The 26,483-nt window shown below is 61.7% G+C and carries 20 protein-coding genes; 15 read left to right on the top strand and 5 right to left on the bottom strand.

The features are described from left to right. The first annotated feature begins 39 nt into the window (after window positions 1–39). The 8 genes from HMPREF2971_RS03505 (at window position 40) to HMPREF2971_RS03470 (ending at window position 10,262) form a co-directional block, all read left to right on the top strand. Window positions 40–1,038 carry a bile acid:sodium symporter family protein gene (locus HMPREF2971_RS03505; RefSeq protein ID WP_012902746.1) on the top strand — a complete coding sequence of 333 codons (999 nt, stop codon included), beginning with the start codon at window positions 40–42 and terminating at the stop codon, window positions 1,036–1,038. A gap of 589 nt (window positions 1,039–1,627) precedes the next feature. Further along, entirely contained in the window at window positions 1,628–2,974 is a 1,347-nt protein-coding gene (locus HMPREF2971_RS03500) for a glycosyl hydrolase family 28-related protein (protein WP_049346245.1), read from the top strand. A 403-nt stretch (window positions 2,975–3,377) separates the two neighbouring features. Beyond that, the gene (locus HMPREF2971_RS03495) at window positions 3,378–4,706 is read left to right on the top strand and encodes a glycosyl hydrolase family 28-related protein (protein ID WP_070691328.1); all 1,329 of its coding nucleotides are present in this window, start codon (window positions 3,378–3,380) and stop codon (window positions 4,704–4,706) included. Window positions 4,707–5,201: 495 nt separating this feature from the next. Further along, complete coding sequence (locus HMPREF2971_RS03490; protein WP_070691325.1) at window positions 5,202–6,014, top strand: S-layer homology domain-containing protein; 813 nt, start codon at window positions 5,202–5,204, stop codon at window positions 6,012–6,014. A gap of 214 nt (window positions 6,015–6,228) precedes the next feature. Further along, complete coding sequence (locus tag HMPREF2971_RS03485; RefSeq protein WP_049357434.1) at window positions 6,229–7,029, top strand: exodeoxyribonuclease III; 801 nt, start codon at window positions 6,229–6,231, stop codon at window positions 7,027–7,029. 336 nt (window positions 7,030–7,365) lie between these two features. After that, entirely contained in the window at window positions 7,366–8,328 is a 963-nt protein-coding gene (locus tag HMPREF2971_RS03480; protein WP_005507646.1) for a metal ABC transporter substrate-binding protein, read from the top strand. Between the two features lie 236 nt (window positions 8,329–8,564). Further along, window positions 8,565–9,377 carry a metal ABC transporter ATP-binding protein gene (locus HMPREF2971_RS03475; RefSeq protein WP_005507644.1) on the top strand — a complete coding sequence of 271 codons (813 nt, stop codon included), beginning with the start codon at window positions 8,565–8,567 and terminating at the stop codon, window positions 9,375–9,377. Next, on the top strand, window positions 9,378–10,262 hold the full coding sequence (locus tag HMPREF2971_RS03470; protein ID WP_070688728.1) for a metal ABC transporter permease: 885 nt from the start codon (window positions 9,378–9,380) through the stop codon (window positions 10,260–10,262). A 146-nt stretch (window positions 10,263–10,408) separates the two neighbouring features. Here the strand turns inward: HMPREF2971_RS03470 and HMPREF2971_RS03465 are convergent, their stop codons facing one another. The 5 genes from HMPREF2971_RS03465 to dacB form a co-directional block, all read right to left on the bottom strand. After that, window positions 10,409–11,140 carry a metal-dependent transcriptional regulator gene (locus HMPREF2971_RS03465; RefSeq protein WP_070674373.1) on the bottom strand — a complete coding sequence of 244 codons (732 nt, stop codon included), beginning with the start codon at window positions 11,138–11,140 and terminating at the stop codon, window positions 10,409–10,411. Window positions 11,141–11,335: 195 nt separating this feature from the next. Beyond that, entirely contained in the window at window positions 11,336–11,956 is a 621-nt protein-coding gene (locus HMPREF2971_RS03460; protein ID WP_005507641.1) for a hypothetical protein, read from the bottom strand. A 241-nt stretch (window positions 11,957–12,197) separates the two neighbouring features. Beyond that, window positions 12,198–13,439, bottom strand: a complete 1,242-nt coding sequence (locus tag HMPREF2971_RS03455) for an MFS transporter (protein WP_070691321.1) — start codon at window positions 13,437–13,439, stop codon at window positions 12,198–12,200. A 533-nt stretch (window positions 13,440–13,972) separates the two neighbouring features. Beyond that, window positions 13,973–17,098, bottom strand: coding sequence for a DEAD/DEAH box helicase (locus HMPREF2971_RS03450; protein ID WP_070599335.1), 3,126 nt, complete (start codon window positions 17,096–17,098; stop codon window positions 13,973–13,975). A gap of 207 nt (window positions 17,099–17,305) precedes the next feature. Then, window positions 17,306–18,886 (bottom strand): D-alanyl-D-alanine carboxypeptidase/D-alanyl-D-alanine endopeptidase, encoded by a 1,581-nt coding sequence (gene dacB, locus HMPREF2971_RS03445; RefSeq protein WP_070691317.1) that lies wholly within the window; start codon window positions 18,884–18,886, stop codon window positions 17,306–17,308. A gap of 318 nt (window positions 18,887–19,204) precedes the next feature. Between dacB and ppa the strand changes: the two genes are divergently transcribed. The 7 genes from ppa (at window position 19,205) to folE (ending at window position 26,299) form a co-directional block, all read left to right on the top strand. Continuing rightward, window positions 19,205–19,690, top strand: a complete 486-nt coding sequence (gene ppa / locus HMPREF2971_RS03440; RefSeq protein WP_005504328.1) for an inorganic diphosphatase — start codon at window positions 19,205–19,207, stop codon at window positions 19,688–19,690. 250 nt (window positions 19,691–19,940) lie between these two features. Continuing rightward, a complete protein-coding gene (locus HMPREF2971_RS03435; protein ID WP_070691314.1) occupies window positions 19,941–20,768 on the top strand; it encodes an S-layer homology domain-containing protein in 828 nt (275 codons plus the stop codon). A 257-nt stretch (window positions 20,769–21,025) separates the two neighbouring features. After that, window positions 21,026–21,250, top strand: coding sequence for a helix-turn-helix domain-containing protein (locus tag HMPREF2971_RS03430; RefSeq protein ID WP_070691310.1), 225 nt, complete (start codon window positions 21,026–21,028; stop codon window positions 21,248–21,250). Window positions 21,251–21,282: 32 nt separating this feature from the next. Further along, window positions 21,283–22,416: a tRNA lysidine(34) synthetase TilS gene (tilS, locus tag HMPREF2971_RS03425; protein WP_070691308.1), complete on the top strand. Its 1,134-nt coding sequence runs from the start codon at window positions 21,283–21,285 to the stop codon at window positions 22,414–22,416. A 193-nt stretch (window positions 22,417–22,609) separates the two neighbouring features. Beyond that, window positions 22,610–23,161, top strand: a complete 552-nt coding sequence (gene hpt, locus HMPREF2971_RS03420) for a hypoxanthine phosphoribosyltransferase (RefSeq protein ID WP_005504342.1) — start codon at window positions 22,610–22,612, stop codon at window positions 23,159–23,161. Between the two features lie 341 nt (window positions 23,162–23,502). Further along, complete coding sequence (gene ftsH / locus HMPREF2971_RS03415) at window positions 23,503–25,728, top strand: ATP-dependent zinc metalloprotease FtsH (RefSeq protein ID WP_070691305.1); 2,226 nt, start codon at window positions 23,503–23,505, stop codon at window positions 25,726–25,728. Further along, window positions 25,715–26,299: a GTP cyclohydrolase I FolE gene (folE, locus tag HMPREF2971_RS03410; RefSeq protein WP_005507626.1), complete on the top strand. Its 585-nt coding sequence runs from the start codon at window positions 25,715–25,717 to the stop codon at window positions 26,297–26,299. The genes ftsH and folE overlap by 14 nt, the downstream gene beginning before the upstream one ends. Window positions 26,300–26,483 lie beyond the last annotated feature (184 nt).

Here is a 26,483-nt window from a genome sequence, read left to right as displayed (position 1 = left end):
CCCGGCACCCCCGACCCTTCACACAGACACAGGTCTAGAATGGACAGCATGCTCTCATCCCTTCGCTCTATCAAACTTGACCCGCTGCTGACCATGCTCATTAGCGCGGTTATCCTCGCAATTATTGTGCCGGCGCGCGGCGACTTCGCCGACTGGTTCAGCACCGGAACGAAGTTCGCGGTCGCCCTGCTGTTCTACCTGTACGGCGCTCGCCTCTCCACCGCGGAGGCTATTCGCGGCCTGACCCACTGGCGTCTGCACCTGATGATTCTGAGCTGCACGTTCGTGCTGTTCCCCCTGGTCGGTTTGGCGCTTTCACCGCTACGTCTTGTGCTCGGTGATGGGTTGTACATGGGCATTCTGTTCTTGACCTTTGTGCCCTCGACCGTGCAGGCGTCGATTGCGTTCACCTCGATTGCCGGCGGTAACGTGGCGGCGGCGATTGTGAGCGCCTCGCTCTCTTCGATTGTGGGTGTGGTGGCGACCCCGCTGCTCGCCATGATGCTGATGAACACGGGCCATATTGAGTTCTCTGGAACGGTCTTCCTGGACATTGCCATTCAGCTGTTCCTGCCGTTTGTGCTCGGTCAGCTGACGCGCCGCTGGGTGGGGGAGTTCGCCAAGAAGCCGACCACCAAGTGGTTGGATAAGTTCTCGGTCATGATGATTGTGTATTCGGCGTTCTCTGCCTCGGTGGTGCAGGGTGTGTGGACGCGCGTGGCGTGGTGGCAGATTGTGCTGCTGGTCGTGCTCATGGCGATTATTGTGGTGTTCATGCTGTGGCTGACCGACCAGCTGGCTAAGCGCCTGGGGTTCAACCGTGCCGACCGCATTACGATTCAGTTCTGCGGTTCGAAGAAGTCGCTGGCGGCTGGCCTGCCGATGGCGATCATTATTTTTGGTGCGGGCTCGCTGGGTCTGATGATGCTGCCAATCATGATTTTCCATCAGGTTCAGTTGATGATTTGTACCTGGCTTGCGGGCCGCTATGCGCGCTTGGATGTGGTGGGTGCCGCCTCCGCGAAGGAAGTTCAGTAGGGGCTTGAACCCTATCTGCCGGGGTGCTCGGCGGGTGCTATTGGGGGCCTCTGAGCCTGTGAGATAAGCCTCTGATGAGGGGTTTTAATGGGTTCTTTGGGACTGGATGACCTGTCTATGAAGTGATATAGCGCGCATTCATCGAAAAACTCTCTGACTAGTGCATTTGTGTGCAAAATATGGTATTTGTACTGGTCAGTTGGTTTTCTGTGGGTTATGTGCACTCTATTGCATCAAAGTGACCGGCGAGACAATCAACACTATCGGGTGTTGAGCGGTGAAAAAGCCCCAATTTTGCCCTAGAATATTTTGTCGATGGGTTAGACAGATTTGCATCCTGTATGCAAGAATTTATGACTCATGTGGGAATGGTTGAGATTCACTCCCTCACACCGCCCACGAGCATTGATGCAGCGGATTCACTCCCCGCCCGCATCCCACACCGGAAGAGACTCACTCCCTCAACCGGAAGGAAGCTCAAAACCATTTATTCACTCAAACACAACTGGATACACTCAGCTTAATGACGCGCTTAGATTCTATCTATGCGCTAATCGCTGTCTGTATCCGCCAAGAAAGAGGACACTCCATGGCTACCATCATGAGCGTGAACGTATGCGATTCCAAGTACAACGCTGACCCCACCGGCGTACGAGACTCCACTAGTGCTATCCAGAAGGCTATCGATGATGTTGCTGCGCAGGGCGGCGGCTCTGTGGAGATTCCCGGCGGCATGTACCGCGTCTCCTACCCCTTCATCGAAATGAAGCACCGCGTCGAGATCTTCGGCCACGGTCAGGCAACCCGAATCGTCGCTTTCACCGACAAGGGTATTCCCTCCACCAAGAACGGTAGCTACGAATGCACCGGCGTTTTCCACACCGGTAGCTACACCACCCCCATGAGCGGTGGCACCAACCAGAACAAGCCCATGCGTATGGGCGTGCGTGACCTGTTCATCCGCACCAACAAGTACAACCTGCCGCTGGATTCTAAGAGCAACCAGATTTTCCTGGAGAAGCATACCCAGCCCGTCGACAACGTTGCAGGCGTCATCTTCCACACCCGCATTGCGGACGCTAACCCCGGTGAGCCGGACGCAGTGCCCACCCTGTCCAACATCGAAATCTGGGACACCGCCATTGGCGTTGCAATCCTGGGCCTGGACGACCAGGGCATGAAGATTGACAAGCTGCGCATCCGCCAGACCCTGCGCCAGGGCCTGCTGGTCGGCAAGCCTGTCGGCCACCCGCTGCGCCCCCGCGAGGGTGACACCCCCGGCGCGGCAGATAACAAGTTCTCCATGATTGACGTTTCTGACGCAAACATGAGCTTCGGCACCTACGCGGGCATCGAGATTTACACTTCTCAGTCCAAGTTCGAGGCGTCCACCAGCTGGTTCAACAAGCGCAACCAGGGTAAGAACGCCTTGTACGAGGTGAAGACCCGCCACGTGGGTGCAGGCTGGTTCATTCAGGGCACCCGCAACATGTTCATTGGCTGCACCGCCCAGGAGAACGCCGGTCACGGCTGGCTCGTGGAGTGGGGGAACAACCAGTTCATTGGCTGCCTGGGTGAATCTTCGAGCTTCCAGGATGCTGTTACCGGCGCTGCTCGAGGCGACGAGGCGGCGAACTGGTACATTGGCCGTAACGCACGCGGTAGCCGTTTTGTGGCTGCCCGCTCGCACAACCCTTACAGCTGGGCGAAGGCTTCCCTGTACGGTTTCTACATTGAGAACAACATTCGCGATATGCACATTACGACTGCGTCTGCGAAGGATGACCGTATTGGTGAGAACAACATGATCGGCCGCCGTGTTCACGTGACTGGCGCTATGGGCGATAACGTGCTCATCGAGGTGGATCATATTCGCCACGCGACTTTCGCGCCGAAGCAGCTGGAGAAGCGCGGCAACGGCGTGTTCATGGGCTAACCCTCGCGAGTTAGGCTCTGCGGGCTGAGGCTCGTGACCACAAAATCTTAAAACGCATACGCCTGAGGGGCGGGGAGTAATCCCCGCCCCTCGGCGTTTAACCCGCCCACAAAACGGCCGAAAAACCGTAGAAAAACAGGGCAGGGGAGCGGGTATCACAGCGCCCGGTCATCGCCTCCACACGCCCAATGCGGTACCCTTGAGCAGAAGGCAGGTCTGCCGGTGCACAGACCCGCACACGCCAAAACACCCGCAGAAATGCGCCCAACACACCGCACCACACAAACTCAACACTGCACCCACGTAGCACCGTATTCACCGCATACAGCCGTATTCACTCAATTCACTCACCACGCCGCCTTCAGCACCGAACGCGGTACCCATCGAAAGAATTGAGCCCCTCATGCCCGATACGCCCATGAGCATCAACGCCATCAACTACGGCGCAGACCCCACCGGTGCCAAAGACTCCACCGCAGCCATCCAGCGCGCCGTTGACGCTGTCGCCGCACGCGGCGGCGGATCCGTAGAACTACCCCGCGGCATCTACCGCGTCTCCTACCCCTTCATCGACATCAAGCACCGCGTCGAAATCTTCGGCTACGGCTCCTCAACCGTCGTCATCGCGCACTCCGACCGTGCCATCCCCACCACCGCCAACGGCCACACCGAATACACCGGCGTGTTCCACGTCGGCAGCTACACCACCCCCGTCTACGGCAACTACAACGCCAACAAGCCCATGCGCATGGGCGTACGCAACCTGCACATCCGCACCAACGCCGCAAACACCCCCATCAGCAGCTACCCGCTCGATGCACACACCGCCCCGCTGAACAACGTCGCCGGCGTCATCTTCCACACCCACCTGACCGGCGACCTGCTCAACGAACCGGACATCGTGCCCGTTATCGCAGGCGTGGAAGTCTGGGATACCGCCATCGGCGTCGCCGTGCTCGGCCTGGACGACCAGGGCATGAAAATTGACGACGTGACCATCCGCCGCACCCTCAACCAGGGCCTGCTGCTCGGCAAGCCCGCCGGTCACCCCCGCCGCCCCAACGAAGGCCAGAACTCCGGCGCGGCAGACAACAAGCTGCGCGGCGTAGACGTTGCCGAAGCGAACCTCAGCGGCGGCTCCTACGCCGGTATCGAGGTGTACGCGGCGCAGGCTAAGTTCGAGAACTGCTCCAGCAACAGCAACCACCGCACCAGCAATAAGTACGCCCTCTACGAGCCCGCCACCCGCCACGCCGGCGCAGGCTGGATTGTGCAGGGTGAACGCAACATGTTCATCGGCTGCACCGCACGCTCCAACGCGGGTCACGGCTGGATCGTTGAGTGGGCGCACAACGTCTTCATCGGATGCGAAGCGGAAGGCTCCAGCTGGGCTGGCACCGTCAGCGGTGCCGCAGGTGCCGACGAGGCCGCCAACTGGTACATCAGCCGTAACGCGCGCGGTACCCGCATGGTCGCGCCCGTCTCCTACAACCCGCCGGAGAAGCCCGCCTCCCTGTACGGCTTCTACATTGAAAACAAGATTTACGACCTGCGCATCACTGAAGGTACCGCCAAGGACGACCGCATCGGTGAGGGTAATATGCTCGGCCGCCGCGTGTACATCACCGGCGAGATTGGCGCGAACGTGGTCATTGAGGTTGAGGAACTGCGCCACTCCACCTCGCCCGCCGGTCAGCTCACCAAGGAAGCTTATAACGTGATGCGCGGCTAGTAGAGGCTGACGGTCGCTACTAGACACGCCCGAACCGGTTCGGGACTTTCCTGTGAATCGCGGGGGAGGTGCGTGTGCCCTAGTGGGTGCGTTATACCGCTATATATCAGCTAAAAATCAAAGCAGCTGTGAATGGAATACATACCATTCGCAGCTGCTTTGTCATTTAGAACAATGTTTAATTTTTAGTTGATAAAAGTCTCAATTAAATATTGAATAAAATATCAATATGTACTTTAAACTTTCTATGGTGGTGTAAAACAGTCCATTCACTGTGCACCACCATAGCCGTGCGACAGCATGCGAAATAGCTACCCGTAGCACACACAAAAACCGCATCGCCGCACGTCAGCCCCTATTCATTGCCGCTTCTTACTATTCCTCAACGAAAGCTTTCCTCCCTTTTCCTATTCGCTCCATTTGGCGACACCACGGTCGACCCAAAAATCGGTTCCTTCCGGCCGGTTCCCAACCACAATTACATAAGGACAACCCATGTTTCCGGTTATTTCTCGAGCGCTCACACCCGCTCCCCGCGCACGCCGCATCTTTGCCCTCAGCCTCGCACTCGCCCTCGGTGCCGTACCCGTAGGCACCTCCGCCATCGCCTCCCACCAGGCTGTAGCTCACGCCGCCGAACCTGCCGCAGCCAACGGCCTCATCAAACTTCACCAGCCCAAGGACGACCCCAGCTACGTCGAATGCGTCGCCAACTTTGTCGGCACCATGAACGCTACCCCCGGCGTGTGGGCGGTCTGCCACGGCTACCTCGACAGCGAAGAATACACCGTCACCCGCCGCCACAGCACCGCAACCGTCACCCGCGGCCAGCTGGTGCGAATGCTCTACCGCATGGCGGGATCGCCGACCGTCAAGGACCTCCCGAAGACCTCGCCCTACAAGGATGTGGCAACCACCGACCCCAACTATGTTGCATACATTTGGGCAGCGGATGCGGGCATCACCTCCGGCTGGGATGACGGGCTCTTCCACCCGGATGACTACGCTACCCGCCACACCCTTGCCGCGTTCCTCTACCGCGCCGCAGGTAGCCCCGACGGTGCCGCACACCTGCGCCAGATTCGCCGCCCCTTGCGTGCCGAAGTCAAGAAGACTGAACAGTTCAAGACCGAAAACCGCTGGGCAGCCCGCACGCTCGGCACCTACCCCGAAGTCGACCGCGATGGTGACGGCGCGGCAGATGTGGTGGACCCCGCCAGCCCCCTGTACTTCTCCGATGCCCTGTACATGCTCAAGGCGTACGGCGATAAGGGCCTGAAGGTTGTGGGCACTCCCGCCGTTGACTAGGAGTAATACCGACTAGATTCAGTGCTAACTAGATTCAGCGCTGACTAGCGCATATATTCACCGCCCGCCGGTGCGACCCAATGGGTTGCGCAGGCGGGCGGTGCTCTGTTCCGGGTGCTGTGCTGTTCTGGCAGGTTGCGAGCGCCCGTGCCCGCCGCGCCATCGCCTCCGTGCAATGAAGGGCGCCTGCTCTGCACCCGCTAAGCTAGAAGGCATGAAGATTGCCACCTGGAACATCAACTCAATCCGCGCCCGCGAGAACCGCGTCGAAGACTGGCTCGACGAACACGACGTTGACGTGCTCGCCCTGCAAGAAACCAAAACCAAGGACGAAACCTTCCCCTTCGACCTCTTCGAATTCATGGGCTACGAGGTTGCGCACTTCGGCCTGAATCAGTGGAATGGCGTGGCAATCGCCTCCCGAGTTGGCCTCGAAGACGTGCAGCGCGGCTTCGATAACCAGCCGCACTTCGGCAAGCCCGGCGAGCCCGAGGCGCTGGAGGCGCGCGCTATTGGTGCGACCTGCGGCGGCGTGCGCGTCTGGAGCCTCTACGTGCCCAACGGCCGCGGCCTGACCGACCCGCACATGGACTACAAGCTCCGCTGGATGGAGGCGCTGCGTCAGAACGTGCACAACGAACTGGCGGCTAACCCGCAGTCGCAGCTTGCCCTGGTCGGTGACTGGAACGTCGCCCCCGAGGATGCCGACGTGTGGGATATAGACTACTTCCTGCGCAACGAAATGACCCACGTTTCCGAACCCGAACGCCGCGCTTTCGCCGCCCTACTCGAAGAGGGCATGGTGGACGTAGTACGCCCGCACACTCCGGGCGAGTACACCTACTGGGACTACCAGGCGGGCCGCTTCACCAAGGATGAGGGCATGCGCATTGACTTTCAGCTGTTCTCGCCCGCGCTCGCCGCACGCGTGGAACGTGCCTGGATCGATAAGGTGGAACGCGCCGGTGAAGGCGCAAGCGACCACACGCCGGTCGTGGTTGAGATTGCCGACTAATCCGAGCGTATAGCTTGCCGTAGAACCGCGTGTAGTAAGGAGGCGGGGGAGGGGTCCCTCGCCTCCTTGCTGTATCTGCTGGTGCTTCTGTGTGCCTGTCTCTGGGCGGCTGTTCCTATGCCTGCCCCTGGGTTTCTGCCAATATTTCGGGGTTTTCTGTGTGGCTTAGTTGAAAATTTCGGCTAGCCGAACTATTGTTAAATTCCGCCCGGGACGACAGGCAAAAGCGCATTATGATGCCTGCGCAGACACAACCGTGTCCCTAGCGTCCCGGCGCGGCAAATCCCATACATCAACCACATACTCAAACCCGTGACTTCCAATGAAGGATGCCTCATGAACGCTTTCACCCCCGCAGGCAGCAACGCACGCCGCCTCGTCCAGGCGCTCTGCGCCGCCCTCGCACTCACCCTGCTACTCGTGCTCACCGGCTGCGGTAGCACCTCCAGCACCACCGAAGGCGCTAAGAGCAGCAGCGGCAAGAAGACCGTGCTCACCACCTTCACCGTGCTCGCAGACATCGCCCGCAACGTGGCAGGCGACGACCTGAACGTCGAATCCCTCACCAAGCCCGGCGCAGAGATTCACGAGTACGAGCCCACCCCCTCCGACCTGAAGAAGGCACACGCCGCCGACCTGGTGCTCGACAACGGCCTGAACCTCGAATCCTGGTTCGCGAAGTTCGTTGAAGAATCCCACGCTAAGCACGTGACCGTCTCCGAGGGGGTCACGCCCATCTCCATTACCGAGGACGCCTACGCGGGCAAGCCCAACCCCCACGCCTGGATGAGCCCCAGCAACGTGCAAAAGTACGTGGACGTGATGATTCGCGAATTTAGCGCCCTCGACCCGGCCCACGCCGCCGACTACAAGACCCGCGGCGAAGCCTACAAGAAGCAGCTACAGGGCGTGCGTGACGAGCTCGTCAAGGAAATCTCCACCCTGCCCGAGAACCAGCGCGCACTCGTCACCTGCGAAGGCGCCTTCTCCTACCTGGCGGCAGACGCGGGCCTGAAGGAAAAGTACATTTGGGCGGTCAACTCCGAACAGCAGGCGACCCCCTCGCAGATTTCCTCCGCGATCGATTACGTGCGCGAGAACCAGGTGCCCGCTGTGTTCTGCGAATCCACCGTCTCTGACAACCCGATGCGCCAGGTCGCAGACGCCACCGGCGCACGATTCGGCGGCGTGCTCTACGTGGACTCGCTCTCCGAAGCGAACGGCCCCGTGCCCACCTACCTGGACATGATCCGCTACGACGCACGCACCATCGTTGCGGGCCTCAAGGGCAACTCCTAAACCCGGCATAAACCCCGAATAAACCCGGTAGAAACCCGGGCCAAACCCGGCATCGAAAACCCCGGGTAAACCCTAAACCCCCGATAGGATAGGAGGGGCGGTCGCCTTCATGGCTCCACTCCTCCCAGCCGTTAACACCCGCCCACACGGCACCTACTCAGCAATACCCACTCAGCAACACGCAAGCAAGTACACCCGCCCCACGCATACGGTGACCACCAGAAAGAACACAAGGAATGAGCACTCTTCTCAGCTGCGAAAATGTGCACGTGAACTACGGGCCAGTCCGTGCCCTCACCGGCGCATCCTTCACCCTGGACACCGGGCGTATCTGCGGCCTGATTGGCATGAACGGCTCCGGCAAATCCACCCTCTTCAAAGCCATCATGGGGGTCGTGCCCATGCACGCCGGAAGCATCACCCTCGACGGGCAGCCCGTCGGCGGTAACCGTGGCAGCCGCGGCAAGAACGCGCACCACCACCGCGCCGGACTCGTCAGCTACGTGCCGCAGAGCGAAGAAATCGACTGGACCTTCCCCATCTCCGTGCGTGAGGTCGTCAGCATGGGACGCTACCGCAACCTCGGCATCACCCGCCGCCTGCGTGCCGCAGACCGTGCTGCCGTGGATGAGGCGCTCGCCCGCGTGGAACTGACCGACCTTGCCGACCGTCAGATTGGGGCGCTCTCGGGCGGTCAGCGTAAGCGCGCCTTCGTGGCACGCGCTATCGCCCAGGGCGCCCAGCTGCTGTTGCTGGATGAGCCTTTCGCCGGCGTGGACAAGCGCAGCGAGGCGATGCTCATTCAGGTCATCGAACAGCTGCGTGACGAGGGCGCGACCGTGCTGGTTTCCACGCACGACTTGGCGAGCCTGCGCCAGTTTGCCGACGAGGCGCTACTGCTGCGCGGCACAATTCTGATGCACGACACCCCCGAGAAGGTGCTCGCCCCCGAGAACCTGGTGCGTGCCTTCGGCATGGAGGTGGACGCCGGCGCGCCGGTCGCTGCTACCGGCACTACTGCAAACAGCTCTGCGGAAGGGAAGAACTAAATGGACATCCTCAACTTTCTGGTGGAGCCGCTGACCCTGCCCTTCATGCTCCGCGCATTCGTGGTCACCGTCATTGCCGCCGCCGTCTGCGCCCTGCTCTCCTGCTGGCTCGTGCTGCTCGGCTGGTCGCTCATGGGCGACGCGATCTCGCACGCGGTGCTGCCCGGCGTGGTGCTCGCCTACATTTTCGGTGCACCCTTCGCGGTGGGTGCGGTCATTGCCGCGCTCGTGGCGGTGGCGCTCATCGGCGGGGTGCGGCGCAGCGGCCGCGTGCGCGAGGACGCCGCGATCGGCATCGTGTTCACGACCATGTTCGCGTTCGGTCTGGTGCTGATTTCGGTTACGCCGTCGAATACCGACCTGAACCATATCCTCTTCGGTAACGTGCTGGGTGTGTCCTGGTCGGACGTCTGGCAGGTCGCCATCCTCGCGGTGGTGGTTGCCGCCGTGCTGCTGGTCAAGCGCCGCGACTTCGTGCTGTACGCCTTCGACCCGGGCTTTGCGCAGGCGGTGGGGTTGCGTCCGCGTCTGCTCGGCGCGCTACTGCTGATTATGCTGGCGCTGACCTCCGTGGTGGCGCTGCAGATCGTGGGCGTGGTGCTGGTCGTGGCGATGCTCGTTATCCCCGGCTCCACCGCGCGCCTGATAACTGACCGGTTCGTGCCGATGCTCGCGGTGAGCGTGGGAGTCTCCCTGGTGGGCACGCTGACCGGCTTGTACGCCAGCTACTACGCGGACGTATCCCCCGGTGGTGCCGTGGTCGTCACGCAGGGCATACTGTTCGCCCTGGCGTACGTGTTCGCCCCGCGCTACGGTCTGCTGGGCAGGATGCGCGCCCGCCGACTCAGCACTGATGCAACGAAAACTGAGCCAGTAGCTTCCTAGGAAAGCCCACTGAGTACGCTCACCACATACAGCAATAGGCGGAAAGTCCCACCGTGGGGCTTTCCGCCTATTGCTATCTTCTGAAGGTTAGGGGCGCGTACCCGCCCGGATTTCCGGGCTAGAAGTCCGCCTCTACCGCCCTGTATCTAGCGCACCGTGCGAGAGACGAACAGGAAGGCGGTCGCCTCCGCACCCAACGGAATAATGGTACCGCCGGGCTTTACCGCACCGGCCGCATCCGTCTCGTGCAGGTTACCGGAACCGGCACCAACCACGCTCACGTTTACCGCCTCCGAGAAGGGCGCGCCCTCCTCAATGTGCAGGCGCACGCCGGGCACAAAACCGTGGCCCTGCAGGTAACGCAGCAGGCGCGGGTCGTCATCGTTAATGCGTTCGAGCACGACTGTTTCGCCGGGTTCGCACTGGCTCAGCGGCACGGTCTGCGGAAAACTAATATGCCCCGAAGAGTCCGGGATCGGGTCGCCGTGCGGGTCGCGGGTCGGGTGCCCCAGCAGGGTGTCGATGCGGTCCACCATGAAGTCGGATACCGCGTGCTCCAGAACCTCCGCCTCGTCGTGCACACGGTCCCAGGTGTAGCCGAGGGTCTCCACGAGGAACGTCTCAATGAGGCGGTGGCGGCGAATCATCGCCAGCGCGTAGGAGCGGCCGGTTTCAGTGAGCTCAATAGCGCCGTAGGGCTGATGCTCAATCAGGTCGGCGGCGGCGAGGCGCTTGAGGCCGTCAGATACCGAAGAAATGCGCAGGCCCATGCGTTCTGCCAGGGCGGATGCGGTGGCAGGGGTTTTGGTCCATTCTTCGAGGCTCCAGATTTCCTTGAGATAGTTCTGGGTGCTGACGGAAAGTTCTGAAAGAGGCATAAAGATAAGTTTACCTTTTCTCTGGTTTTGCCCGCCGAGTTGCAGGGTATTCAGCGCGGGCTTAAAGAGCGTCCCGCCCGGACGGTTCACCCCTGGCAGGGGGTGACCATCACGGGCGGGATCAGGTGTTCGGTTCCGCGCTGGCAGGTACGAAAGGCTGGCAGGCGCGAAAGAATGAGGGATGCGCGGCGGCGGTTAGGTGGCGCGGCGGCGCGAACGGTCAATACGGGTCAGCAGCTCGATGAGGGCACCGCGTGCCGCCTGCTCCTCATGCCAGAGGGAGCGGACGAGGGTGCGGCTGACCGCCTGGGTGGTGATGCCGAGCGCGGTTGCGGCGGCCTTCTGCTGGCCGCGTACGCCGGGTACGAGCAGGTTTACTACGCGCCATTCGGCGTCGGTGCGGTCGGCGCATACGCGGTAGAGCAGGCGTGCGGAGCCTGCGGCGAGGTCGGCGAGGTGGCGGTTGTCGGCGCTGACGCTGATGCAGCGTACGGGTGCGCCTCCTTGTGCTTCTTCGACGGCGAGGCGTGAGAATTCGAGGGCGTCGCCGGTGCAGTCGGTGGTGCTGACGGCGCCGAGTGCGCCTGCGAATCGGGGGATGTTGAGCTCGCCGATTCCGATGCCGACCCAGAAGCCGTTATCGCGCGCGGCAATGAGCGCCGCGTGGAGTGCGTCGCTGGCGCGGTCGAAGGCGCCCTGAATTTCATCAGGGTATGTCTGGGCGAAGGCAACACGCGGGTTGAGCTTTGCGAGTTCGTCCGACAGTGCAGTGAGTGAGTGCTGTGCGGAACGTTGAATAAAGGTTAGAACGAACACCTTCCTATTATGCCGTAAAACCTTCAACAAGCGGCGTAAGGTTCGCCGTAATACCGGCAACATTTAAACCCCTAAAAATGCGCATTGATAAGGGGAATTATCGTGAGAATGCACTGTGTGCAGAAATCCTCGAAAGGACGTAGAACACCCCCGAAAGGAAAATAATTTTCATGCAAGTGCACGTTGAATTATTCGCTTTCGGGGGCGTTGAGTGGAGTTGATAGACGGGGCTACCGCGGAACTACTGTGCGTTCGTTACCTGCGAGATATGCGGCAGCTGACGCAGCGGCTTCTGGAATACCATCACCACCAGCGACAGGAAAATGAACACCGCGTAGAACAGCGCCGTGTACGTAATACCCCAATCAACAATGAGGAAGCCTGCCAGCAGAACAGCCAGCGGGGTCAGTGCCATGTTCGGGATGCCCTGCACCGAATGCACGCGACCGATCATGTGCTCCGGGGTGGATGCGTTAATGTACGCAATGATGCTCGAATTGAAGGAGGGGAGCACAATACCCGCCAGCACAATCAGCAGGCACACCGTCCACAGCATCGAATGAACCACCGGCAGCAACAGGTAGCAGGCCGACATGATGGCCAGGGAGGTGATACCGAGCGGGCCGAGCGCAAACTTCTCGGTCAGCGGGCCGACCAGGAACGAACCGAGCAGCACGCCCACGCCGAAGGCGCTCGCAAAGATGCCGATGAAGAGCGGGTGTGCGCCCTCCAAGGTGTAGTAGTAGATGAAGGTGAGCGGAATGCCGACCGTTCCAAAGTTTGCAAGCGTTGAAACGAACGCGATGGACACCAGTACCTTGTTCTTCAGGATGTACTCGAAACCGGCTTTTGAGTCCTGCCAGAAGCTGGTTTTCTCGCCCTCTTCCTCTTCCGTGGGCTGCCGACTAGCACCGTAGGTTTTGGGTGCGACGATGAACGCCAGCAGGTTGACGACCGCGTGAACTGCGGTCATGAGCACGGTCGAGAAGCCGATAATGATGCCGGCGACCGGGCCGCCCAGCAGGTTGGCGGTGGATTCGCGCGTCTCACCCATGCCGGAGGCGTACCCCAGGTGTTCCTTGGGGACTACGCGGGTGATGATGGACTGCTCGCTCGGGTAGTCGAAGGTGGAAATGATGGCGGCGAGAGAAATCGTGATCACCAAAACGTAAATATTGGTGACATTGAAAACGAGGTAGAGAAGAATCGCGACCCAGGACAGCGCCTGGCCAATGCAGGACAGTGCCAGGCACTTTGAGGGACCGATTCGGTCAACCCACGTTCCAGATATCGCCCCGGCGCAGGTAGCGAGAACACCCGCGACAAAGAGGGTGATGCTCGCGGCCTCGGGGGAGCCGGTCAGCGCCAAAATAATGATGGGTGTGGTGATATAGCTCATCGAGTCTGAGAGCTGGTTGGCTCCAATGGCAAAGAGAGTATTTCGAAAATCTCTATTCTTGAGTAGCTCGGTGTTGACACTCATGGGGGACCTCCACGATGGGGTTTATGGTGTCGCGCGGCGTGCAATCCGTCGTGCGTAGTTTATTGTGCGCAATTCGTAGCGCGCAATTGTATGAGTGAATACCCCGACAGTCGGCTGCGCCTGTCTGTTTTCGCTTGTTTTCGCCTGTGTCCGCCGGTCATGACGGACCCGCCGGCCATCACGGGGTGGTTGAGGATGCACGGGGCGGCTCATCGGGAGCCCCCGCACAAGAAGTGTGTCGCGCGATACTTTAGATTCTATAAGAGATGTGAATCATATACATGAACGCTAGTTGAAAAACTTTTCTCATTTTGAGTATTGACATTAGGGTTAGTTTGAATATAATTCATTCTTGGTGCTTCCACCCAACTAAACCTCGGCTGAACCTCAGTTAAACCCGATTCCGGGCGCACCAAAGACACCCGCAACCAGGCTCCGCCAATCCACACCGCCAGACTCTGTTACAGTCAGTCTCGCAACGCAGCGGGCAGGGGAGCGTAGAAGAGCGCAGAATAAGGGCCGCACTAGGGGTGCTACTCCACCAGGCCCGCGAAGCCCGATAGAGCCAGCACCTCCTCAACATCCTGCGGCACCGAACGCGCCACCCACGGCGAATGCACCAACACCGCCTGCCACTGACCGCGCGACACCGCCACATTCAAACGATTCGGCGACAGCACAAACCCGGCACCGCGCCCAGAATCAACCCGCGACGACGCCAACGACACCAGCACCACCGCAGCCTCCTGACCCTGGAACTTATCCACCGTGCCCACACGCACGCCAGCACCCGAAGAATCCGCCAAACCAGCAGCAATCAGCGCCTCACGCACACAATCAACCTGCGCGTTATACGCCGCCACCACAATGCAATCCTCCGCCGTCAACGGGCGCGGCTCAGCATCAGCCGCCGGAACCCACTCACGACCCAACAACTCGCGCACGCAATCCACCACCGCCTGCGCCTCCTGCACAGAACGCACCGAACAACCCGCATGCTCCACCGGATACGACACCACACCCGGCGCAACACCCTGCAGGGCGCGACCAGCCGTAGCCGCCGCGCTCGCCAACGCGCCATCATAGGACAGCCACGAAACCCGCTCGCACAACGCCGAATCCATACGCCACGACTCGCCCAAGAAATAGCCAAAACGAGGATCCAGCGCCGCCGCCCCGTCAGACAACCAGCCCAACGCCGAAACATCCACCGGGTACGGGTGCACACCCGTCGAGACCTGCGGCAACTGCTGCGGATCGCCCAACAGCAGCACCGAACGCGCCGCACGAGCCGCCGCCACCGTATTTGTCAGAGAGAACTGGCCCGCCTCATCAACCACCAGAACATCCAGCGACCCGGCAGGCACGCGACGCTCACTCACGTAATCCCACACCGTGCCGCCAAACAGCAGGCCGCCCGCACCAGAAATCAGCTCCACCAGCTCAGAATCAGACACCTCAGACCACGGGGCGTCCGGAATCACCGACTTGCCGCGCAGACGCACCGCACGCGAAACATCAAAACCATCACGGGCACAGCACGCCAACATAAGATTCTCAATCACCGCATGCGACTGAGCCACCACACCCACCTTCGCACCCTCAGCCACCAGACGCGCAATCACATGCGAGGCGAGGAAGGTCTTACCCGCACCCGGAGGGCCCTGAACCGCCACATAGGAATGGTCGAGAGCGCGAACCGCCGCGTGCACGGCATCCATCGTGGGCAGGTCAGAGCCGGAAAAATCAACCTCACGGGGTAGATTTTCTGCATTTTTGGCGTTTGAGGCGCCCTTCTTCAGGCGCGGCGCGCGGCGGAACAGCAAATCCGCGGAGGCGCTCTCCACCCCCGTCAGGGAAGCCGCCGCATCGAGCACGCTCGGCAGGGTGCTGGGGGAGGAGGGGGTATTGGAGGGCTTGGAATCCTCGCCGGGCACGGGGCCATTAAGCACGGGGTCGCTCGGCATGAGGGTGCCGTTGAACAGCAGCCCGTGCACATCAGCCTGCAGAGCCGCCTCAATCGTCGCCGTAGACACCGGATCGCCAGGACCAATACCCGAAGGCAGGGCACGGTGCGGCTCATCCTTCACGCGGATGCGCTCCTGCAGAAGCACCTCCAAGAACTCGCCAGCCGACTCTGCGCCAGCCGACTCGCCGGTCGACTTGCCGGACTCTGGGGCAGCCTCTTCGGGATCCGCAGAACCCTCAGATCCGGCACGGAAACCGCCCTGCGCCACCGCCAGCACACGCATGCCAAAGAAACCCGTCGCCGCCAACTCAGCGGGCACACGCTCACCCGGATTCGACGCACGGAAATAATTCACCTGCGACTCCATACGGTCCAGCGCAATCTGCGGGCTCAACCCCGCCTCATACGCACAAAAAACCGCACGGTCAGAGGGCGCAATCACCAGGCTCGGGTCAGCCTCAATTCGCGCACGCAACAGGCGCACCTGCGCGCCGCGCACACGATACCAGCCGGGGGCATCTTCGACCTCGGCGGGCTCCTTCATGGCGGCGGCAAGCGCCTCCAGGTCTGCGGGGGTATTCAGAAGAGCATGCGCATGCTCCACCGAAAGCACCTGCACCCGATCAAGGTACGCATAATCGCGGCTCGCCACCCACGCCGTCGGGCCGTCCTCCAGACGGCGAATGTGCTCACGCCAGAACGGGGCACGCTCGCGGCGGTGATAATTCGTCATGGACAGCAACATCGCCGCCTCAAGCTCACCGGTACCCCAGCCGTGCTCCGCCGCGTGCTCCTCCAGGGATGCGAGCTGGGCATCTAGCAGGCACTGCAGGCGGTACTGTTCGCTGTCGTTCTCCACCGCGGCGGGCACCCTGTACATGACCGGGTGCTCCTCAGTTGCGGGGTCTTCGGCGGTATCTTCGGCAGTGTCTTCGGTGACGAGCTCCGGGGCGTCGGTCGCGAGGGCAAGAGATGCCGCCGCGTTCAGACACGCCGGGCACTCGTCGCAGGTCAGAAAATACGGGATGCGCTCGGCAAGTTCCGCCGGTTCTACGCCCTCGTTCAGCGCCTCGGTGAGCAGCAGGAGGCGCTGCTCCTGCAGGCGAATCAGCGGCAGAATACGTGCCGAATCAACCCGGTGAGGTTGACCAGCGGGGGAGGAGTGCTCAGTATGCTCCGATTCGGGTTCCGCGCCGTGCTCCAGGCAGAGATCGAGGCGCACCGCATTCTTGGCACTTTCGGTGGCGCTCTCAGTGGCACCGGCGGTCAGCAGATGCCCCACCAGGGCACCGCGCAATAGTGCCCGATGCGCCGCCTCACCCAGGTGCGGGGTGCAGACGATTCGGGCGGTATTGCTCTCGGCGGTGCTGTCCGTAGCCGGGCAGTCGAGGCGGTCGAGCTCCACCGTGTAGGTCAGCCCCGCCGCGGAGATCGCCACCAGGGGCACCGGGTGCGCTGTGCCGCCCGCATGCTCACTGCTAACTACTCCACTGCCGACTACTGCACTGCCGACCATTCCGCCCTCGGTTAGCACCCGCAGGCACTCGCGGTACGCTTCGCGGGCGCGCTCCAACTTCTCGTGGGTCGGGTGGGCAGACTGCTTCTGCGCACGCTCCCGAAGCTCGGTGTAGAGCCGCATCTCGCAGGCGGAGGTTGCGGTCAGATCAGCGAGGGTGAAGGTAAGGTCCATGGTGACTTTTCTGCTGGAGGAGAGAGAAACAAGGCGGGTGTGAAACCCTGCCGGGTAAGTGGGCATGTGTCCCGGTTGAGGAGCCTATTGGCACCTGCCGCTGCCCTCACCCGAGAGGTTGATTTTCAGGTTTCACGTGAAACACTACAGAAAATCAACCTACACGGGATGATTTAGGGAGCTTTCGGGGCTATCCGGGTGAACACACTAGGAGACTGCACTCGCCGCGGCCGCGGTAGAAACTGCCGCCGCGGGCGCCGCCGAAGCGCTCGCCGCTACCGCAGAGGGGCTGGCAGAAGCACTCGGCGCAGTCGAACGGTTCGCAATCGCCGCCGCCGCCGCGTCCACGCGTTCCTTCGCGGCGGGCAGCGCATCCGCACCGCCCAGATCGTTCAGAATAATCGCGAAAATCAGGCGGGTGCCGTCGGGTCGGGTCGCCACACCGCACAGCGAAGACACCGTGTACAAGGTGCCGGTCTTCGCCTGCACAAAAGTGCGTGCGTGCACGGCGTTCGCCGCACCAAAACGACCGGACAGGGTGCCGCTCACGCCCGCGATCGGGAACGTGCTCATCAGCTGTTCCGCATGCTCATCAGCATTCAGCAGAGCCACAACCTGCACGAGGGTTCGGGCGGTCACGCGGTCCGTCAAGGACATGCCGCACACGTCCGCCTGAACCAGGTTTTCAATGTTTACGCCGGCATCCACGAGTGCCTGGCGCACGGTCTGCTGTGCCGCTTCGCCGCTACCTTCCTTACCTGCGGCAATGGCGGCGCAACGGCCGAGCACCTCGGCGAGGGCGTTATCGGATTTGAGCATCATTTGTTGTGCCTGCTCCAGCAAGGTTGCAGACTCGACCGCGGCGATTTCAACCGCTTCCGCGGGGGCGGTGCGGCGCTCCGCGAGGGTGAAGCTCATGCCGGACTCCTTGCCGGTGGTGTTGAGCGCATCCACGAACGCCTGCTGGGCGGCAACCGCCGCATCGTCGGGGCGTACCGGGTTGCTTGCGGTGGACTTGCCCGGCACCGTGTGCGATTCGAGCGCAATGGGGTGAATGGGCGTGATTTGGCCGGACGCCACGTCGGCGTCATCCCAGCCGGGGTTCACGCCGGGGCCGCTGAAGAAGGTGCCGTCAAGGTAGACGGGTAGCGCCGCGGTTGGCTTCTCGCCCTGAAGAAGCGCCTTCACGGTCAGCTCGGCGAGGGTGGTCAGGCCTGCGTGTCCGACGATCTGCTTCGGGTTGGAGGCGCCCGCACCGAGCAGGGTGTCGCCGCCTGCCATGAGGTACAGTCCGGCGGAGTCGCGGGTGACGCGTGTGCGCAGGCGCGCCTGCAGGTTCGCGTAGTGGTTGAGTGCGAACAGGGTCAGCACCTTAAAAGTGGAGGCGGGTACGCGTGCGGTGTCGGCGTTGGCGGCGTAGAGGTCGGCGGGTGCGGTGGTTGCCTTGATGCTGGGCAGGTTGCCGTCCATGCCGGTGACGAGCAGACTGTACTGCGGGTAGGTGCCGTCCGCGAAGAGCGCGGTGAGGGCGGCACGTAGTTGCTTCTGCTCCGCTTCGGGCAGTGCGGGTGCGAGGGTCGGGGTGGCGCTCGGGGTTGCGGAGGCGGTCGCCTCGGCGGTGCCGGTGGGGCTGCCGGTTGCGCTGCCGGTGGGGCTTGCGGAACCTTCGGGGCGTTTCTGCTCGGTTGCGGCGGATCCGCAGGCGGTGAGGAGGAACATGCCGCCGAGGGTGAGGGCGGCGCGGCGGGTGAGGGTGGTGGTCTGGGTGTTGTGCTTGTTGGAAGGCATCTTTTGAGCATAGCGGGAGGATGGGGTGCCTATCGAATTTACGCGCCGGTGCTGGGATGCTCATGCCGTGCTCCTGATGTCCATCACGAACCCTATCTGACCTGCCCGGCATGGCGGCGGGGTGTGCTGGCGGGCGCGGGACTAGGCGGAACGTTAACAGTGGTGTGAGCGTGGTAAATAACGGTGGTTTTGGCGCCGAATACGCGGTTTCGGTGTGCGTGAACGGGTTACAATGGGTGAGTTCAACACCTAACTTTCGCACCTTGCGCGCCGAAGTCGCCGCGAAAGTGACTCTAACTCACGAGAAAGAAGGTTCCGATGGAACTCGACGTCACTATTGAAATTCCCCGCGGCTCCCGCGTGAAGTACGAAGTGGACCACGAGACCGGCCGCCTGCGCCTGGACCGTGTGCTGTTCACCTCCATGCAGTACCCCACCGCTTACGGCTACTTCGAGAACACCCTCGGTGAGGACGGCGACCCGCTGGACGCAATGCTGATCCTGGACGTTGACGTTGTTCCCGGCGTGCTGGTTGAGTCCCGCCCGGTCGCAGTGTTCAACATGACCGACGAGGCTGGCGGCGACGCTAAGGTTCTGTGCGTTCCCACCGACAAGCGTTACGACCACATCAAGTCCCTGGCTGATGTTCCGGAGCAGCTGAAGGCTGAGATTCAGCACTTCTTCGAGCGTTACAAGGACCTGGAGCCCGGCAAGTGGGTTAAGGGCGAGGGCTGGGAAGACCTGGCTGCTGCTGAGAAGATGGTCCAGGAGGCTATCGACCGTTTCGCAGCTGAGGGTCACTAAGCTGCCGCACCGTTAGGTGCACCCGGTTTTTATCAGGGGGGCGTGTTCCCTGCGTTTGGTTCGTGCGATTTTTCGTGCGTTCTGGAGGCGGTGGGCACGCCCCCTTTTGCTGCATCTTTCGCCTTTGTTGTGTCTTTCGCCGCATCTGCTTGTACGCTGGGTGTAGTTGATTGCGCGAGGTGCAGATTCAGAGTATTTTCAAAGGGATTCACTCTTCTTCTACTCTCACACCTTTCACCGAGGATAGAAAATGAAGAAAAACCTTTCGACCCGCGGCGCGGCGGCACTGTTGGCGCTGGCTATGGGGTGCATGGGTCAGGGCGTAGCCCAGGCGGCATACATTCAGCCGAAATCTGCACAGCCTATTGAAGAGCTGGAATTTGATGTTGATTGTTTTGGCATGCACTTCTATTACGGCGCGAACATGATGACCAATTTGCACTGGGCGGAGTGTACCGGCCTGATTACGAAGAAGCAGGTTGTTGGGCTGGCCCGAATCAGTGAAGATAAGTTGCCGAACGGGGTCATGACCATTTCGCGTGGTCGCTTGCTGGAGTACCTGTACCATCTGGCTGGTTCACCCGAGGTGAAGAACCTGCCGGAGAAGTCCCCGTACACCGATCTGACTCCGGGCGACGCGCGTTATAAGGTTGCTATTTGGGCGACCCGCGTGGGTTTGAGTGCTGGTTGGTCTGATGGTTCCTTCCACTACGACACTCCGGCGAGCCGTGGCGCCTATTTTACCTTCCTCTATCGTGCCGCGGGTAGCCCTAAGGTGACTCTGGAATCCCTGGATGCGGCGAATGCTGTGCGTGCTGAGAAGGGTGCTGCCCCCATTAAGGAAGGTAGTGAGTTGCATCGAGCAATGAGCTGGGCGTACCAGCATGCGCTGGCGAAGGGGGAAGATATCCGGGCGTATAACACTAACTTCTTCACTAACGGGTACACGCCGGGGGATTTCAATGAAACACCGGATTTCTATTACGCTTCGTACCCCACTATTTTCACCCCTCTCATGGTTCTTGATTACCACGAGGAGCTGGCGCCCATTGTGGCTCGTCTGCAGTTGCTGTCCTAGTGGCAGGTGAGCGGAGGGCTTGCTGGGGGCGTGTTCCCCGCGTCCGGTTTGTGCGAGTTTTCGCGCGTGCTGGAGGCGGTGGGCACGCCCCCTTTTGTTGTGCTCCTTGATTGTGTTCGGAGGTTCCGTGGAAGGGTGCGTAACCGAACTATTCTTCGGAAAATAGCCTCAGAGAGCTTCTCGAGGTGCTATTATGGGCATATTGCGAAGAATAGTTCGTATAAATTGAGGTTCTGTAGCGGTGAGGAGGAAACCCCATGGCATTCGACGCAACGAGGTTCGCGCAAGAATTTGGTGCGCAGGTTCGCGCCGTCCGCAAGTACGAAAAAATCACCCAAATGGAGTTGGCGTGGATGGTCGGGCTCAGCGATAAAACAATCCGCGATATTGAGCGTGGGCTACCCGGCCCGTCAATTGGTGCGGTCCTCAAAGTCGCCCAAGAGCTCGGTATCGAGCTGGCTATCACCAACCCCCTCACCTAACCCCTCCCGCACGCCTATATAAAGGAACCACCATGCAGAATGGACGCGCAGGACGCCTGCACCCCGCCGTCGGCACTGCCCGCCGCCACCTCGCCGCCTCCCTCGAAAAGCTCCTCGGTGCCGGAAGCATCAAAGCCACCGGACGCTCCCGCACCGCCTCCACCGCGGACGCCGCCGACCTGCCCCTGCTCCTGGTCGCCTGCAGCGGCGGCCCCGACTCCCTCGCGCTGGCAGCAATTGCCGCGCACTTCGCCCGCCGCAGCGACGTACGCGTAGGCGCCATCATCGTCGACCACGACCTACAAGAAAACTCCGCCGCGGTTGCCGCGCAGACCGCGCAGACCCTCACCGACCTGGGGCTTCACCCCGTCATTACCGAAAAAGTGCAGGTTCCTGTCGGGAACATGGGCCCCGAAATGGCGGCACGCACCGCCCGCTACAGCGCCTTCACCAAAGCCGTCGAGGCGACCGGCGCCCGCGCCGTGCTGCTCGGCCACACCCTCGACGACCAGGCAGAAACCGTGCTGCTCGGCCTGAGCCGCGGCTCCGGCACACGCTCCCTTGCCGGTATGCCGCCGGTGCGCGTCGAAGAGGGCGTCACCTACCTGCGCCCTTTCCTCGGTCTGCGCCGCACCGACATGCTCGATATCTGCGAGGCCGAAACCCTCATCCCCTGGATTGACCCGACCAACGCCGACCAGTCCCTCATGCGTGCCCGCATCCGCCACAGCGTGCTGCCCTACCTGGAGGAGCACCTCGGCGGGGACGTCGCCCGCTCCCTGGCGCGCACCGCCTCCGTAGCTGGCCCCGACGCCGAATACCTCGATGAGCAGGCACAGGTAGCCTACGAGCAGGCGCTCCTACCCGGCGGAACCGCCGTGCGCGGCATCGAACGCGAGGACGCCGTGCTACTGGACCGTGCGCAGGTGGCGGCGCTGCATCCGGCGCTTCGATTGCGTGTGCTTGCGGCCGCCTGCAAGGCTGCCGGGGGAGAGAACCCCGGCTTTGAGCGACTGCAGGCGCTGGACTCTTTCACCGCCGAATACGCGGTAGCTGGGCCCGTTCAGATGCCCGGTCACGTGAGCGCGTACCGCCGCCGCAAAATTGTGCATCCGGCAACCGGTGAACGCCTGGACGTGCTCGTATTAGTGCCAACTCGACCCTAACTAGGTGCCCAGCTAGGTGCCCGTGGAGCGCCCTCAGCACACACTATCTGCGTGGTGAGGTGCGCCGCGGCGCCGTTTTAAGCCATACTTAAGGCGAACACCATCCACATTGTCCGCTGTGGGAAGGCATGAAACCCCGCACCCGGGGCCCCGGCGGAGGCGCAGAGCGTCTAAAGATACGAAGGAATACATCGTGCAGGCTATCGACGTGCAGGACGATATTAAGAACGTTCTCTTCAGCAAGGAAGAGATTAATGCGAAGGTCGCCGAACTGGCGGCGCGCATCGACGAAGACTACGCCGGTAAGGACGTGCTGTTGGTGGGTGTTCTCAAGGGCGCCATCATGATCATGGCTGACCTTTCCCGCGCTCTCAAGGGCCACTACACCATGGACTGGATGGCTGTTTCTTCTTACGGTTCCGGCACCAAGTCCTCCGGCGTTGTGCGTATCCTCAAGGACCTGGACACCGACCTGGTGGGCCGCAACGTCCTGATCGTTGAAGACATCATTGACTCCGGCCTGACCCTGGCATGGCTGCAGCAGAACCTGATTTCTCGCGGTGCAGCTTCCGTTGAGATTTGCACCCTGCTGCGCAAGCCCAAGGTCGTCAAGGCTGACGTTGAGGTCAAGTACGTCGGCTGGGACATCGAGCCCGAGTTCGTTGTTGGTTACGGCCTGGACTTCGCTGAGAAGTACCGCAACCTGGACTGCGTCGCAACCCTGCACCCGCACGTTTACTCCTAAGCCTTCACCTCAGCAACCATACTGTAGGTAGTTACGCCCCGCCTCCTCACTCTTGTGGGGGAGCGGGGCGTTGCTGTACCCGCCGGTGGATGTACGTGGAGGCGGGAGGCGCATCCGCCAAGACGGGCCGCCGCCGGTGTACCAGCCGCCGCAGATACCCGGCGAAGAAGATGCACTTTCACCCCCGCCGAGTGCTACAACCCTTTAGCCCGCAGGTGAAATAGAGAAGCCCGGTACCTAGCCGCCCGCCGGGGTAGGGTACATTTAAGGTTGCACCGTTGGGTGTTCCGGCAGGCATGCCGCACCCCAACGGGTTACAGCCGCAACGTAAGGACAAAGCATTGGCGCAAAACCCCAATACTCCGCAGAAAGGCTCGGAGGGCTTCCTGAAGAAGCTGATTAACGGCCCCTGGTTCTGGCCGGGTGCAGCTCTCGTAATCATGCTGGCTTTCCTCATGGCCTCCTTCTTCACTCAGCCCTCGCGTCAGGTGGACACCAACGTGGGTCTTCAGCTGCTCAACGACCACCAGGTCAAGAGCGCAAAGATTTACGACGGCGACCAGCGCGTCGAGCTGCAGCTTAAGGACGACTACAAGAAGGGCAACGACAACTACGGTAAGTCGGTGCGCTTCTACTACGTGCAGCCCCGCGGCGACGAAGTTGCTAAGGCAATGGAATCCGCCGAGCTGGAAAGCTACACGGACCAGCCGGTTGAGCACAGCTTCCTGGGCTCCCTGGTGTCCCTGCTGCTGCCGATTCTGCTCTTTGGTGTGCTCTTCTGGTTCCTGATGGGACGAGTCGGAGGCGGCTCCTCCGTCATGAGCTTCTCCAAGTCCCGCGCGAAGAAGTTCACCAAGGACAAGCCGGAGGTTCGCTTCAGCGACGTCGCCGGCGTGGACGAGGCGCTCGCCGAACTGGAAGAAGTCCGCGAGTTCCTGGCTGAACCCGAAAAGTTCACCCGCCTGGGTGCAAAGATCCCCAAGGGCGTTCTGCTGTACGGCCCTCCCGGCACCGGTAAGACCCTGCTCGCCAAGGCTGTGGCGGGCGAGGCTGGCGTGCCGTTCTACTCGATTTCTGGCTCTGACTTCGTTGAAATGTTCGTGGGTGTGGGCGCCTCCCGCGTGCGCGACCTGTTCAAGGAAGCGAAGAGCGACCCCGCCGCCATCGTCTTCGTCGACGAGATTGACGCTGTTGGCCGCCGCCGCGGCGTCGGCATGGGCGGCGGTAATGATGAGCGTGAGCAGACCCTGAACCAGTTGCTGGTTGAGATGGACGGCTTCGACGGCAACTCGAACGTCATCGTCATTGCGGCAACGAACCGACCCGACGTTCTGGACCCGGCACTGCTGCGTCCCGGCCGTTTTGACCGTCAGATTGGTGTGGACGCCCCCGACATGCAGGGCCGCGAACACATCCTGCGCGTGCACGCCGCAGGCAAGCCAATCGCTAACACCGTTGACCTGGCACAGGTGGCTAAGCGCACCCCCGGCTTCACCGGTGCTGACCTGGCGAACGTCATGAATGAGGCGGCTCTGCTGACCGCCCGCGATAACGGCAACGTGATTGACGACCGCGCTATCGACGAGGCGATTGACCGCGTCATGGCTGGTCCGCAGCGTTCCTCGCGCATCATGAACGAGCACGAGCGTAAGGTCACCGCATACCACGAGGGCGGTCACGCCCTGGTCGCGGCGGCACTGCGTAACTCCGCGCCGGTCACCAAGATTACGATTCTTCCGCGCGGTCGCGCCCTGGGTTACACCATGGTCATGCCGCAGGACGACAAGTACTCCACGACCCGCCACGAACTGCTCGACCAGATGGCGTACGCGATGGGTGGCCGTGCGGCTGAGGAAATCGTCTTCCACGACCCGTCCACCGGTGCGTCTAACGACATTCAGAAGGCAACCGACACCGCCCGCAAGATGGTTACCGACTACGGCATGAGCGCCGTGATTGGTTCCGTGAAGCTCGGCGGCGAAGACACCGAACCGTTCCTCGGTGGCGGCGGCGCTTCGGCACGCAACTACTCCGACGAGACCGCGGCAAAGGTCGACGCTGAGATTCGCGCCCTGCTGGAGCAGGCACACGATGAGGCGTTCCAGATTCTGCTGGAAAACCGCGATATTCTGGACCGCCTGGCGTTCGCCCTGCTTGAGAAGGAAACCCTGCTCGAGAACGAGATTGCCGAAATCTTCAAGGACGTTCGTAAGCGCCCCGAGCGTGAGCACTGGTACTCCAAGCCGACCCGCGAGCGTACCGACATCCCGCCGGTGAAGGCACCGAGCGAGCTGGCTCAGGAGGCACAGAAGGCTGAGGAAGCACCTGCCGAGGCGCCGACTGTTCCCGTAGCGCCGACCGCTCCTGTAGCACCGGCGGCACCCGCGCAGCAGGTTCCGGTAGCACCTACGCAGCCTCTACCGCCTCAGGCACCCCTCAGCGACCCGGACGCCGATCCGACCGTCGCAATGCCCACCCAGCAGTACCCGAACTACCCCGCCCCTCCGGCGCAGCGCCCGGAGAACGGCAACCCGAACCAGAATGGAGCAGAGAATGAGCGAGGCTAAGAACGCCGTCGACCAGCCGCGTATTGAGGCTGCCGTCCGTGAGATTCTGCTCGCGATTGGTGAGGACCCGGACCGTGACGGTCTGCAGCAGACCCCTGCACGTGTGGCGCGCGCCTACGCGGAGTTCTTCTCGGGCCTGCACCAGGACGCCGGCGAGATTCTGGGTACGACCTTCGACATCGCCCACTCTGAGATGGTGCTGGTGAAGGACATTCCGTTCTACTCGACCTGTGAGCACCACCTGGTGCCGTTCCACGGTGTGGCGCATGTGGGTTACATTCCGGGCCCGGACGGTAAGGTGACCGGTCTGAGCAAGCTCGCCCGCGTGGTGGATTTGTACGCTCGCCGCCCGCAGGTGCAGGAGCGTCTGACTACGCAGGTGGTGGAGGCTCTGGAGGAGCATCTGAACCCGCGCGGCGCGATTGTGGTGATTGAGGCTGAGCACATGTGCATGTCGATGCGCGGTGTGCGTAAGCCGGGCGCGAAGACCGTGACTAGCGCGGTGCGCGGTGCGCTGATGAACGGCGCAACCCGTGCGGAGGCGATGAGCCTGATCTTCTCGCAGCGCTAAGCGCATGCAATGAGCATATAGCTATACGCCAGGGGGCAGGATTCTAAGGAATCCTGCCCCCTTGCGCTATACCCCTGCGCTGTGCGGTCGCATGTGTTGGGCCGCATGACGAGTGCCCTTGCGTAGAGGGCGTCATCAGCTGTAGAGTAGTACCACTAGTACCGGCACCACTCCTTCGGGAGTA

Origin of the sequence: Rothia sp. HMSC066G07 (genome assembly GCF_001814485.1) — a bacterium.
Lineage (GTDB): Bacteria > Actinomycetota > Actinomycetes > Actinomycetales > Micrococcaceae > Rothia.
This window is presented reverse-complemented; position numbering and strand designations above follow the sequence as displayed.